The sequence below is a fragment of the Rouxiella silvae genome, from assembly GCF_002093625.1.
Classification (GTDB): Bacteria; Pseudomonadota; Gammaproteobacteria; order Enterobacterales; family Enterobacteriaceae; genus Rouxiella; species Rouxiella silvae.
The window spans coordinates 197,521-210,467 of record NZ_MRWD01000001.1; the positions used below are offsets into that span (position 1 = coordinate 197,521).

The 12,947-nt window shown below is 51.7% G+C and carries 12 protein-coding genes; 6 read left to right on the forward strand and 6 right to left on the reverse strand.

Features of this window, described 5'->3' with window-relative positions:
• Nucleotides 1–58: 58 nt before the first annotated feature.
• Nucleotides 59–1,048, reverse strand: a complete 990-nt coding sequence (gene rlmF, locus BS639_RS00880; protein WP_055777696.1) for a 23S rRNA (adenine(1618)-N(6))-methyltransferase RlmF — start codon at nt 1,046–1,048, stop codon at nt 59–61.
• A gap of 249 nt (nt 1,049–1,297) precedes the next feature.
• On the opposite strand from rlmF, the gene BS639_RS00885 reads away from it, so the two are divergent.
• On the forward strand, nt 1,298–1,930 hold the full coding sequence (locus tag BS639_RS00885; RefSeq protein WP_055777693.1) for a flavin reductase family protein: 633 nt from the start codon (nt 1,298–1,300) through the stop codon (nt 1,928–1,930).
• Between the two features lie 55 nt (nt 1,931–1,985).
• Here BS639_RS00885 and BS639_RS00890 read toward each other — a convergent pair whose 3' ends face one another.
• The 3 genes from BS639_RS00890 to dinG form a co-directional block, all read right to left on the reverse strand.
• Complete coding sequence (locus BS639_RS00890; protein ID WP_055777690.1) at nt 1,986–3,848, reverse strand: M3 family metallopeptidase; 1,863 nt, start codon at nt 3,846–3,848, stop codon at nt 1,986–1,988.
• An 81-nt stretch (nt 3,849–3,929) separates the two neighbouring features.
• A complete protein-coding gene (ybiB, locus tag BS639_RS00895; protein ID WP_084982003.1) occupies nt 3,930–4,892 on the reverse strand; it encodes a DNA-binding protein YbiB in 963 nt (320 codons plus the stop codon).
• Between the two features lie 82 nt (nt 4,893–4,974).
• Complete coding sequence (gene dinG / locus BS639_RS00900; protein WP_084981982.1) at nt 4,975–7,137, reverse strand: ATP-dependent DNA helicase DinG; 2,163 nt, start codon at nt 7,135–7,137, stop codon at nt 4,975–4,977.
• 286 nt (nt 7,138–7,423) lie between these two features.
• On the opposite strand from dinG, the gene BS639_RS00905 reads away from it, so the two are divergent.
• Nucleotides 7,424–8,527, forward strand: a complete 1,104-nt coding sequence (locus BS639_RS00905) for a porin (protein WP_055777680.1) — start codon at nt 7,424–7,426, stop codon at nt 8,525–8,527.
• Between the two features lie 195 nt (nt 8,528–8,722).
• Nucleotides 8,723–9,535, forward strand: a complete 813-nt coding sequence (locus BS639_RS00910; RefSeq protein ID WP_055778246.1) for a 5'-nucleotidase, lipoprotein e(P4) family — start codon at nt 8,723–8,725, stop codon at nt 9,533–9,535.
• A gap of 72 nt (nt 9,536–9,607) precedes the next feature.
• Here the strand turns inward: BS639_RS00910 and BS639_RS00915 are convergent, their stop codons facing one another.
• Both BS639_RS00915 and BS639_RS00920 read right to left on the reverse strand, forming a co-directional pair.
• Nucleotides 9,608–10,150 (reverse strand): GNAT family N-acetyltransferase, encoded by a 543-nt coding sequence (locus BS639_RS00915; RefSeq protein WP_407690294.1) that lies wholly within the window; start codon nt 10,148–10,150, stop codon nt 9,608–9,610.
• An 18-nt stretch (nt 10,151–10,168) separates the two neighbouring features.
• Nucleotides 10,169–10,723 (reverse strand): helix-turn-helix domain-containing protein, encoded by a 555-nt coding sequence (locus BS639_RS00920; RefSeq protein ID WP_084981984.1) that lies wholly within the window; start codon nt 10,721–10,723, stop codon nt 10,169–10,171.
• Between the two features lie 240 nt (nt 10,724–10,963).
• Here BS639_RS00920 and BS639_RS00925 point away from each other — a divergent pair, with 240 nt between their 5' ends.
• From BS639_RS00925 to BS639_RS00935, 3 genes are read left to right on the forward strand one after another with little or no spacing between them, the layout of a single operon-like run.
• Nucleotides 10,964–11,749 carry a MerR family transcriptional regulator gene (locus BS639_RS00925; protein WP_055777674.1) on the forward strand — a complete coding sequence of 262 codons (786 nt, stop codon included), beginning with the start codon at nt 10,964–10,966 and terminating at the stop codon, nt 11,747–11,749.
• 11 nt (nt 11,750–11,760) lie between these two features.
• Nucleotides 11,761–12,231 (forward strand): nuclear transport factor 2 family protein, encoded by a 471-nt coding sequence (locus BS639_RS00930; protein WP_055777671.1) that lies wholly within the window; start codon nt 11,761–11,763, stop codon nt 12,229–12,231.
• Nucleotides 12,228–12,944 carry an SDR family NAD(P)-dependent oxidoreductase gene (locus tag BS639_RS00935; RefSeq protein WP_084981985.1) on the forward strand — a complete coding sequence of 239 codons (717 nt, stop codon included), beginning with the start codon at nt 12,228–12,230 and terminating at the stop codon, nt 12,942–12,944. Before BS639_RS00930 ends, BS639_RS00935 begins: the two co-directional genes overlap by 4 nt.
• Nucleotides 12,945–12,947 lie beyond the last annotated feature (3 nt).

Genomic DNA, 12,947 nt, shown 5'->3' on the forward strand with positions numbered 1-12,947 from the left:
AAAAAGGCCTCGAAAGAGGCCTTTTTTACATCAGTGCGATTAAATTTCTTCTATCGACTCAGTTCCAGCGCTTGCCGGACCAGGCTCTTTGCTGGGACGGTGTCAGGAAAGTCCAGGCAACAAAGCGGCTGATCTTTTGGCCCTGCGCCATTTCAACGGTACGCACGTTGGTGGCTCCCGCCTCTTCAAGCGCCTCATAAATCAGCGGCAGCGTGGTTTTCTTTGAAATCAACACCGTGAACCACAGGCAGTTGTTGGCTTTGGCTTCACTTTCTTCAACCATGCGAACTACAAAGGCTTCTTCACCGCCTTCACACCAAAGCTCATTGTGCTGACCGCCAAAGTTCAACTCGGCCTTTTGGTAGGCGCGGTCCAGACCCAGGTTCTGACGTTTGCGCTGGCTGCCTGCGGCGGCTTCTTCAGCCGAGCCGTGGAACGGCGGGTTGCACAGAACGGCATCATATCGCTCGTCGTGGCGGATAATGGTATCGAAAATACGCGGCGGTTTGGCCTGTAGGCGGAAACGCACCTGATTGGTCAACAGGGGGTTAGTCGCCACAATCTTTTTCGCCGCTGCCATCGAGACTTCATCAATCTCACTGGCGGTGAAGCGCCAGCCATATTCACGCAGCCCAACGATAGGATAAATACAGTTTGCCCCCACGCCGATATCAAGGATAGCGACGTTTTTACCCTGTGGAATGGTTCCGCCGTTGCTGTCGGCCAATAAATCCGCCAGATGGTGAATATAGTCGGCACGTCCCGGAATTGGCGGGCAGAGGTAGTCGGCCGGAATATCCCAGTTTTCAATCTGATAGAAATGGCGCAGCAGTGCACGGTTAAGCGCTTTTACTGCCTGAGGGCTGGCGAAGTCGATAGACAGGTCGCCCCATTTATTTTCGGCAACAAAGGGCCCAAGTTCAGGACTGCTGGCAATTAAAGCAGGAAAATCATAGCGGCTACGGTGGCGATTTCGCGCGTGAAGCCCGCTTTTTTCCTGCGGGAAAACAATCTTTTTATCCTGCGGAATCGCTTTTTTTCTTTCCACCTGAATGACTCTCCAATATCAATGTTAAGCTTACTCACTGGCTGTGCGGTGCATTTGCGACACAGCCGTCGAGAAAAATTCTGCCGCGTAAGATAACACAAACGGCCGCACAAGGCTGTCGGCATGACACATTAGGTCACGGTAAGTCGTTCTATAATTTTTATGGTGTTGAGAAGCAGACGCTTCTTTGGCAGCAGAAAGTTTTAAGCCCCCGTTGATCAACGCAAATTAATCAAAAAAAGGTGAGCCATGAGTTTTGACGATCGCTACTTCTATGAACCGGCCAAAGGACATGGTCTGCCGCACGATCCGTTAAATGCAATCGTAGGCCCACGCCCTATCGGCTGGATAGCATCGCGCAATGCTCAGGGACAACGAAACTTAGCCCCCTATAGCTTCTTCAACTGCTTTAATTATCGTCCGCCGATCATTGGTTTCGCCAGCAGTGGATGGAAAGACAGTGTGAAAAATATTGTCGATACCGGTGAGTTTGTCTGGAATCTCACCACCCGCAGTCTGGCGATGAAAATGAATGAAAGCTCGGCGTCTTTAGCGCACGGCCATGACGAATTTGAATTTGCAGGGCTGACCCCCATACCGGGCACGTTGGTTGCCGCCGATCGCGTTGCCGAAAGTCCGGTTAATTTTGAGTGCAAACTTTCCCAGTGCATCCAGCTTCAAAGTGCGGCAGGTGAGAAAATTGATACTTGGTTAGTATTGGGTGAGGTGGTCGCGGTGCATATCGCCCGTCATCTGCTTGATGAGCAGGGGATCTATCAGACCGCACTGGCCGAACCGGTGCTGCGCGCTGGCGGCCCTTCGGCCTACTACGGTATTTCTGAAGATTTACGTTTTGATTTGACGCGCCCGGACGCGCGTTAATTAAGAGGGCGGGGAGGCAATCTTACTGCTTTCCCCGCCCTGCAATTCAAAGTAATTACTTCCTGAAATAAGTCTGCTGAACGAAATCGGCAAAGTCCTGACACATCGCGTCATCGCCCTCGGCGTTATCTGCCAGCACACGTTGACCGTCTACCACCTTGATATGCACATTAAGGTCAAAGTCCGCAGCAGGCTGTTCGCGCTCGGCGGATTCTGCAATCACATGCTGGGCTTCCTGCCATGCCGACTCAACCGTTTGGTTACAGGCTTGGGCGAGATAGTCTGGATTGAAACCTTCCCCCGTTAGGCTGCGCAGCGTTTGGTCGTGACTCACGCTGTTGCCAGGCGCCCAGTAATGTTTTGCCAAATCGGGACCAATCGCCGGATTATCGGTCAAATAGCCGTCACGCTTGAGGAAGAAGGCACGCGTTTGTTCAACGGCCATCAGCGCCAGTAAATAGCCCTGATAGGAACAGGCTGACTCCAGCGACAGCAGGTGCGGCACCGCAAGCGTAGGCCTTGGGCTACCGGCCACGCCGAGGATATGTGTTTCAACGTCGCGAGCCAGCGCGGTAATCGCCTCAGGCGTACATTTCTCTTCCGGCCACTGATAAAGCTGCCATTCGAAATAAGGCATCAGCAAAATATGGCGTTCGTTAAACGCGCGCATTGGTTGGCGGGCGGCGATACTTTGTTCGATGAGCGCATCAGGCACCGCTTCACCGCGCTCGTTTTTGGCGTAACGCTTAAGCCAGTCGGCATCGTCGAGTAGGCTGTCGCAGAACATGGACTGCGTTTCGGCATAAGCCATTGAGGTTGGCGGGAACTCCTGCGAAAAGCACGGTGCGTTTTGGCGAATATTGGCAAAGTGCGCCGCGTGCCCGCCTTCGTGGAAGAGCGTGTTTAATCCGCTGGCACCGCTGCCAACCTGATCAGGCTTCGCCAGACTGGTAAAGTTAATCACCGCCGGAACCCATTTTTCCTGATCGACAAACGGCGGCACGGGTCCGTGCATAAAACCGTTTTCATATTTACCTTCACGCACCAGCAAATCAAGCTGCATTTCAGCACCATTAAAGCCGATATTCAGGCGTTTAAAGCTGTTTATCCAACGGCCTAACGAGTCGGCAAACGGGAAGTAGGGATCTAACTGACGCGTGACGTCTCCGGCGCTGGTAAAGCGAATGTTCCACGGCATCAACGCGGCATCGCCTTTGCGCGAAACCAGCTCATTAAGACTGCGCACGTTGGCTTCGCGCGTTTGCTCCTCAAAGCGGTCCAGAATGGCAAACAGCTGCTCGGGGGTCATCTGCTCCGTTTTATTGACTTTGTAATCAAAATAGTTACGGTAGCCGAGCTGACGCGCAAAGCGGTTACGCAGGGCAATAAGCTGTGGAAAACCATTATTGAGCAACCACTGTTCAAGCTCGCGCAGGGCAACCTGTGAGCTGCGGCGATACTCTTCGTTTTCATTGGTGGCCTGATTGGTCAACAGCTCGCCGAGCGAGGCAGAAACTTGCTCCCCTTTGCTATTGAGATGGGTCAACCGATGCTGTTTGCGTTTACTGTAAAGGGCAGACTCGGCCTGAATAATTTCATCGAGTAACGCCTGTGCCTGAGGGTCTTCAATCGCATTACAGTCAAAAAAACGATACCAGCCGCGCAGACCTGTTAGCAAAGCCTCTCTTTCTTTACTTTTTGGCTCGGCTTCAACGGCAGCAATGTGTTCACGCAGCTCCGTCAGTCGGGTCGGATTAGCGACAAAGCGTTTAAACGTACTCTCAGATGCCGAGTAACGGGCAGAAACGTCGTCATCACCTGTGCCCATATAATTTTGCCAGAACAACTCTTCTTTAGTTTTATGCACCTTCAGATAGTCGTGATTCAGTGCTGAAAAATATTCCTGTGACTGTTTCATAGCGCCCTTCTTGGCTGAAAGTAAAAGAGATTATTAACTGAGTGTAATTTTAGAGCCAGTGTCTGTCGACGGCAGTTGATGCTAAAAGAGCTGCTCTACCCGCGTCTGCGCGTCTGTCATCGATTCGGCCTGGTCGGTGGCAACTAGACAGCAGGCCAGCTGATTAAGAATAGCCTGCGGCACGGCAACTTTTGCCTGCAAACAGTCATTTATCCAGTCGGCGGTCGTTTGCGCGTCTTTAGCACTCGGTAAGTTTTGCGCGCTAAACTCCTGACGCTCGAGTAAAATTCTTTGCTCACCCACACCAATCAGATGCACGGGTGCACTGCGTAGTGGATTGGCATAAATCTCGCCTTCCGTCCCCTGCGATAGCAGCGCACGGCCTGAGACATCGTGGAAAAAGGAAGAGACACGCTGAATGTATTCGGGATGAGAAACGCTGGCTAAACGCAGCGCAGTCTGCTCAACAAACGGCGTTGCCAATTTGGCCAAGGTGTGACTGCTGTTGCGCACGCCCATCTGCCAGCGAAGCTGAAGCTGTTTGTCGATAGGCGGGCAAAGCAGCGAAACCGGAATAAACACCGGGCCGCGCCCTGAATCGAGCATGGCCTGCGCCTCTTCCCCCGAATTGGCAGCGGCAATGCCCAGCGCCTGAAAAATCTCAAAACTGGTGACGCGACCAGGATCTGAAGTCACACCGTGAACCACCACCGGCAGGCCGAGGCGATGCAATAAAATAGCCAGCAGCGGTGTCAGATTAGCCTGTTTACGTGCGCCGTTATAGCTGGGAATAACCACCGGCATGGGTCTGTCATTAGGGGCTTGCAGGCGAAGCGTCTGCTCTTCCATGGCCTGATAAAAGCCCAGCATTTCCTGCTCGTCTTCGCCTTTAATACGAAAGGCAATTAATAAACCGCCAAGCTGCAAATCAGGCACTTCGCCCGCCAGCATCAGGCGGTAAAGCGCCAGCGACTGCTCCCTGTCGAGCGAGCGAGCATGATTTTTCCCGCGCCCAACTTCTTTAATAATTTTTGTGTAATCCATCGTTCTTCCCTCACCTGCGAATCCCACCAGCATAACCCAGCCTTTCACAGGGAGAAACCTTGTCATCCGGCACAATTCGACGTTAGCGTTTCTTTCGTGCCTTGACCACTTTGGTTTTAGTCAATGCAACGTATTTATTAAAGCCTGGCTCGGGCATTCCACGCTGTTCGATAGGAAAAACCGGCAGTGCGGCCAGCAGTCGTGGACCGTAATTTTTGGTGATCAATCGCCGGTCGTAGATAACAATTTCACCGCGACACTCGTGGCTGCGGATCAATCGCCCGACCTGCTGGATAAGATTAAACGACGCACTCGGCAAGCTCTGCACTTCGAAAGGATAGCGTTTTAATGTTTTCAGCCATTCACCTTCGGTGAGGATCACCGGACTGTCGATCGGCGGGAAGGCGATTTTATGAATGTGCACCTGAGTCAGCAGGTCCCCTTTGAGGTCCAACCCTTCGGCAAACGACTGCAGTCCGATAAGCACGCTGACGCTTCCTGCCTCAACCCGTTTGCGATGCTCCTCAACCAGTCGATATCTCGGCTGGTCGCCCTGCACCAGCAGCATCAGCCGCAGGTCGGGCATCAGTTCAACAAACTGCTGCAGCGCACGATTACTGGCAAACAGTACTAGCATGCCTTTGTGTTTTTCATTCGCCAGCTCGGCACGGAAAAAATCGCTCATCTCCTGAATATGCTGCGCTTCGTTGGCCATTAAAGGCTCGGTGCGCATTTGGGGAATCACGATTTTTCCCTGACTGCGATGATTAAACGGTGAATCGAGGCTGATAAACAGGTCGCCAGCCCTCTCGTTCAGGCCGCTCATTTCCTGCAGGCGGGCGAAGCTGTTGAGTGAGCGTAGCGTCGCGGAGGTGATGACTACGTGCGGCACCTTGCGCCAAAGCATTTTTTCAAGCTGCTCGCTGACACGTATGCCAACGCAGTGGAATATCAGGTGAGTCTGGTTATCGAAATATTGCCGCGTCACCCATTTTCCAATCGGTGCATTGGAGGCTTTATCTAGCGCCGCCAGCCGCCAAAGCTTGGTCATGGTTTCGAGATAACCTAGCATGCGGCTCATGTGCAAAATGGCGCGATGCAAACGTAAAACGTCATGCTTACCGGTTTTTTCGCTGAGGTCGTTAACCATATACTCAGCCAGTCCGCGCAGCGCATCGGTCAGCTTGAACTGTCGAGCACAAAGCTCGGTAAGCTCCGGCGGCAGCGCGCCCATTTCGAAGCGATGCTCGGCCTCTGGCTCGTTCGGCGGTAAAAACTGATTAATCTGCTGCTCAATCAGCAGCAGCAGTTCGCGCATCTCGGCCACGTGATTTTGCAGACGTTCGGCATTGGCCAGCGGCGGCGGATTTTTAGGGGTAAACAGCGCGAGACATTGTTCAATCTGGCGCATAAAGTTGTCGAGCTGCAGATGATTCCACACAGCGGTAATTTCAGCGTCCACCTCCAGCGCATCACGTGCCACATCGGGAAGGTGATGCCCTTCGTCAAGCACCAGCAGCAAGTCTTTGGCATTCGGCAATACGGACTCGGACTCCAGCGCGGCCATTACCAGCGCGTGGTTCGTCACCACCACGTCGGCGCTTTCAATCTCTTTGCGTGCCACGAAGTAAGGGCATTCGCGATAGTAGTGACAATTACGGCCCAAACAGTTGGCTTTGTCAGTGCTGATTTTTAGCCACAGCGGATCCTGAATGGTTTTTTTATAGTGATCGCGCAGGCCGTCCCACTCATAGCGGGTTAAGGCCTTTTCGAGCGTGTTGCAAAACTGTTGTTCTTCCGTGCTTGAGGGCGCCAGTTCATCGCCTAAAAACAGCCCGAGGTCGCCCTGCGCATTTTCAGTGCTCATCATCGACAGGTTGCGCGGGCACACATAACGCCCACGGCCGAACGCCCCGGTAAATTTCAGGTCTGGAATAATTTTTTTAAGCAGCGGCAGGTCTTTACTGAAGATCTGATCCTGAAGCGCCACGTTGGCGGTGCTGACCACCAACGGCTTCTCCTCGGCCCGACTCACGGCAATACCCGGAATAAGGTACGACAAGGTTTTGCCCACGCCGGTCGGCGCCTCAATGGCGAGGTGGCGGGCAGAATCACTGGTCAATGCCTTCGCGACCTCAGCTATCATTTGTCGCTGAGGAGCTCGGGAGATAAAATCCGGAATTTGCTGCTGTAGGGCTTTGTACCACTGGCTAATCTGATCTTTTACTGCGGAGGACAGCGCCATGCATCTCTTATCGTTTTCATATGTTGTGGTTATTGTCCCACACTCGTCCGCTCACGTCAGCCGCAAATTGAATAGCCAACCCTATTATTAGCTAGCTTATTAAAATCATTCACTTAAAAAAAATAAAGTTCATTTTCATATGTCATAAATTGATCACAAATATAAGGTAAAAAACTCTCGCTGAACAAATTTCCGCTTAGATGGAAATGACAGTACACATGATGAATAGCGTCTTTAAATAAATAACGTTTGACAGAACGTTTAAACGAAAAATACAGGGTTAACAATGAAACGTAATCTTCTGGCAATATTAATCCCGTCATTACTGATTGCCTCAGGCGCACACGCAGCAGAAATCTATAATAAAGACGGTAATAAACTCGACTTTTATGGTCGCGTTAAAGCCGAACACTATTTCTCTGATGCAAGCAGCAGCGACGGTGACCAGAGTTATGTACGTTTTGGCTTCAAAGGTCAGACTAAAATTAATGATTCCATCACCGGCTATGGCCAGTGGGAATATCAGGTCGCCGATAACATTTCTGAAGCACAGGGTTCAACAGGGTCTAAAACACGTCTTGGATTCGCGGGTCTGAAATTCAATGAGTTTGGCTCATTCGATTACGGCCGCAACTACGGTGCGCTGTACGACGTCGCAGGCTGGACGGATATGTTCCCTGAGTTTGGCGGCGACGGCTACACCAAAGCTGACCGCTTTATGACTGGCCGTGGCAACGGCATGGCGACCTACCGCAACCGCGGCTTCTTCGGCCTGGTTGACGGCTTAAACTTTGCCCTGCAATACCAAGGTAAAAACGACGACACCAGCACCCGCTCTGCCAGCACGGCAAACGGCGACGGTTACGCTGTTTCTGCAACCTACGACATCGGTGCAGGCATCAGCGCAGGTGCGGCTTATACCTCTTCTGACCGTACTAATACGCAAACCAATTCAGCTTTGGGTAAAGGCGATAAAGCCACAGCCTGGAACGCCGGTTTAAAATATGACAATAACGGCGTTTATTTAGCCGCACTTTATGCTGAAACTAACCGCATGATCGCAATTACTGCGCCTGCCGGTGTTTCAAGTCTGACCTCTTCGTCTGTAAGCGGTTATGCGCAAAAAACCCAGACCTATGAAGCCGTGGCACAATATCAATTCGATTGGGGTCTGCGTCCTTCTCTGGGATATGTACAAACCAAGGCGAAAGATATTGAAGGCATCGGTGATGCAGATTTAACCAAATATATCGACGTCGCGGCGACTTATTACTTCAATAAGAATATGTCGACCTTTGTTGATTATAAAATCAACCGTCTGAGCAGTGATAATAAATTAGGTCTGAACACTGACAACGTTGTTGCTCTCGGCCTGACTTACCAGTTCTAAAAATAAGACCTCGCTTCATTTAAATTTCATTGGATTTTTTGCCGGGCTCATCCCCCGGCTTTTTTTCGTCATATGAAAAGCTTATCCAGATCAACTTTCTGCCCCCTTCCCCTTCCCTAGCTTGCTGAATCTGCTAAAGTTTTACCTATTAAAAATTTTTCATAATCCCACCCTCACAGGACGATAAAGATAATGATGAAGAAAGCTTCACTCTATAGCACCACCGCACTGGTATTTTTGGCGTTGACCGGCTGTGCGCAGCAGTCTACATCGCAGGCTGATGCGCAGTTAAACGATCAGTCAGTGATGGCGCTGAACTGGTTCCAGCAGTCTGGTGAATATCAGGCGCTGACTTATCAGGCCTTTAATGCAGCAACCTTCGCTTTTGACAAAGCACAGTCGCTGACCGGCAAACCTAAGGCCGTTGTCGTTGACCTCGATGAAACCATGATAGACAACAGCGCCTACAGTGCCTGGCAGGTAAAAGCCAACAAGTCGTTTGATCCGAAAACCTGGTCTCAGTGGACCCATGCCGAGCAGGCTAAAGCCGTGCCGGGTGCGGTGAGCTTTGCTCAGTACGTCGACAGCCACGGTGGGATTATGTTCTATGTCTCGAACCGTGACCAAAAAGACTACGCCGCTACCGTTGCCAATTTGAAGCGCCTAGGTTTCCCTAACGTGAACGAAAAAACCGTTCGCCTGAGCACCACCACGTCTAACAAGCAGGCGCGTTTTGATGCTATCAAAAGCGAAGGCTATAACATCGTGATTTACGCTGGCGACAACCTAAACGACTTTGGTGCAGCCACTTACCATAAAGGCAACGAGGAGCGTCGCAACTTCGTGAACAGCAATCACAACCTGTTCGGCACCCAATTTATTGTTCTGCCGAACCCGCTGTACGGTGATTGGGAAAGTGGTTTGGCTCCAGGGTACAACAAGCTGACTCCAGAACAGAAACTGCAGGTGCGCAGTCAAGCGCTGAGAGCGTGGAAAGGCGCACAATAATTTAATAACAGACAGCTAGCCCCTTTCCACGAACTTGCTACGGGAAAAGGGGCTAACAATAAAGAGATCATACTATTTCGCAAGGCGGCCCAATGGTTTATACATCACGCTCGTTGAGTCATAAATCCCTTCGGTTGACAGCGCATACCCCGGGATCACGCCACACAGCGCATACCCTAAATGATGATAAAGCGTCTGCGCCTCGCTGCCGGTGACCGTGTCGAGCACCAACAGAGTTTTTCCAAGGTCAGCGGCCAACTTTTCAATCGTCTGCATCAATTTTCTGGCAATCCCCTGCCTTCTTGCATCGGGGTGAACCAATAACTTCACCACGTCCGCGCGATGCTGTCCGTTGCCAGGCATATCAATCACCAGTTGAACGGTGCCCACTATCTTGCCGTGAAGGCGTGCCACCAAAATACGGCGCTCTCCGGCGGCAAAGGCTGGCAAAAGTTTATGCCAAAAAGCTAACGCCTCGGTCTGACCAAAAGGTGGCACAAATCCCACGCTGGCGCCCAACTGCACGCAGCCGTCAAGGGTTTCGGCGAGTCCCAATAAATCAGCTTGGGAAAAGTCCTGCGAATATTGTTCACATCTCAGTTCACTGATGGTTATCACGATGTTCTCCTGGTGTTAAGGACGACAAATCACAATGCTGTAATGGGCCTCTTCCTCGCCGGGGACGTGGAAAGTTGACGTGCCATTAAGATGAAAACGCAGGCAGTCCCCCACCTCAAGGCGGTATTGCTGCGTGTCCAGACGCAGTTCGAGAACGCCAGAGATCATCCAGATATGCTGCTCTAGCCCGAATACAGGCGGGGCTTCGTAATGAATGGTGGCTCCGGGCTGCAAGCGGCCGGACATAAATTCGGCATGAAAATCTTTAGCCGGTGGCGAAATTGAACGCCGCTCAAAACCTGTCTGCGTGTCGTGCCATACTGACTGCTGGCCGTGACGGATAAGTTCGGCAGGATTGTCCTCAAGATCCATCAATAACCTGGACGTAGTCAGCCCGTAAACTGCACTCAGCTTGCCCAGAAGCGACGCGGTTGGGCTTGTTTCTGCGCGCTCAATCCGCGACAGCGTTGCTCGGCTAATGCCTGTTTTATCAGCCAACATCTCAAGCGACCAATTGTTGTTTACCCGCAGCGTAGACAGCCTTTGCGCCAGTTTTTGCTCATCGTTCATCGGTATTATTCTCGCACATAGCTTCTCTTTTACGGGAATATATCTCTAATTTGAGAAATTGGCAATAAGCTAATCTTCCCTCCGCAACGGTCGCTATAATGGAGAGCATTTTTCACTTCTCTACCCCTTCCGCCCGTAAGTTGTACAACTTTATAAGTTGTACAAGAACAATATACTTGTACAACTTGCCCCTGAACGGCTAGAGTTAATTCAGGCTCAGTAATTTAGCGGAATATCTTTATGTCTCTGTACAGCATTGGCGAGGTCGCACGCATATGCGGCATCAATCCTGTTACGTTGCGTGCGTGGCAGCGTCGTTATGGTCTGCTCAAACCTCAGCGAACCGAGGGCGGCCATCGACTCTTTGACGACAGTGATCTCGAAACCATTCGTACTATTCTCGGCTGGATAAACCGCGGTGTGCCTGTGAGTCAGGTTAAAGGCCTGCTTGAGGGAAGTATTACACCACTACCTAGCGGTTGGTCACAGCTGGAGCAAAAGCTGCTGTCCGTTTTGCAGGAAGAAAAAACGCAGAAAGTCCGCCAGTTAATTATCGAGTTTGGCCGCGAGTATCCGCCCGAAAGCCTGGTTAACAATGTGCTGCGCCCGCTGCGAACTCGACTGACTTCAAACCCGTCAACCCTTTATTTACGCGGCCTGCTCGACGGCGTACTGATAGAACACGCGGTCATGTGCATGAACGCAGCGCGTAAAAAATCCGGCGTCAAAGTGCTATTGGCCGGCTGGGGCGATATCGACCGCACCGAGCTATGGCTTGAGGCCATCGCCCGCAGCGGCGAAGGCCTGCATATTGACCTGCTGCCTGACCCGCTGGTGGACCCGCATCTTGAAGGGGTAAAGGCGCAGCAGATCTTACTGTGGGCGGAAGGCCGCCTGACCAATATCCAACGCAACAAATACCTGCACTGGCAGGAATTAGGTTTACCCATTTCCCTGCTGGGGAGCGCAGCCGTTTTGCTGCAAAACCCGCCAGAGGAGGCGCCTGACGCTTTACCTTTTAGATAAAGGAGACATGAATGACTTATGCCTCAACGGACGCCACATTTAACCAACCAGGCAATGACCAGACGACACTCGAGAAACTAAACACGTTTTATCGCCATCTGGACACTGCCCAGCTATCCAAATTGCCGGAAATTTATCACCGGCAGGCGGTGCTAGTCGACCCGGTCGGCCGCCATGAGGGTATCGACACCTTAAGACTCTATTTTGAGCAACTGCTGGCCCAGACTCACTACTGCCGATTTGATATTCAGCATCAGTTGAGCACCGATAATGAAACAATGCTGTTTTGGCGCATGATTTATTCACATCCGCGCCTGAAAAAGGGCAAAGAATTGGTTCTCGATGGAAACAGCCATCTGCGATTTAGCGAAAATCGGGTGATTTATCAGCGCGACTACTATGATTTGGGGGCTATGCTTTATGAGCACATCCCACTACTGGGAAATGTCATTAAAGCTGTTAAATCGAGGTTAGCGCCATGAAGCACGTATTAATTACCGGCGCGAGTTCGGGAATAGGCAAACAGCTTGCCTTGGACTATGCCGCAGAAGGCTGGAAAGTGACCGCCTGCGGGCGAGATAGCCAACGTTTGGACACGCTTAGCGCCGCCTCGGAGCAAATAACGCCGCTGGCCTTTGACATCACCCATCTTGAAGAAACTCGGCAAGCGTTGGCATGGGTCCAGGCTGACCTGGTTATCCTCTGCGCCGGGACTTGTGAATACCTCGATAACGGCGTGGTTGAGGCAGAGAAAGTTTTACGGGTGATGACAACCAACCTTATGGGACCGATTAACTGCCTGGATGCGCTGCTGCCAGGCATGGCCTCTGGCTCTCGCATTGCGCTTGTAGGATCCACCGCGTCGCTGTTTCCGCTGCCACGTGCTGAGGCCTACGGGGGTTCGAAAGCCGCGCTGGCCTACTTTGCCCGCAGTCTGGCGCTTGATCTTGCGCCGCGCGGAATTGAGATCTCGCTGGTGATGCCGGGTTTCGTTAAAACGCCGCTCACCGAGCGTAATGATTTCCCGATGCCGATGATGATAACGGTGGAGAAATCTTCCGACTACATCAGAAAAGGCCTGGCGCGTGGCGCAAGCGAAATCGCGTTTCCACCTGTTTTTGCCTGGCTGCTGCGCTTTATTTCAGTGTTGCCCCAAGGCCTGCAGAAACTTTTAGCTAAAAGATTGGTAAGGTAAATC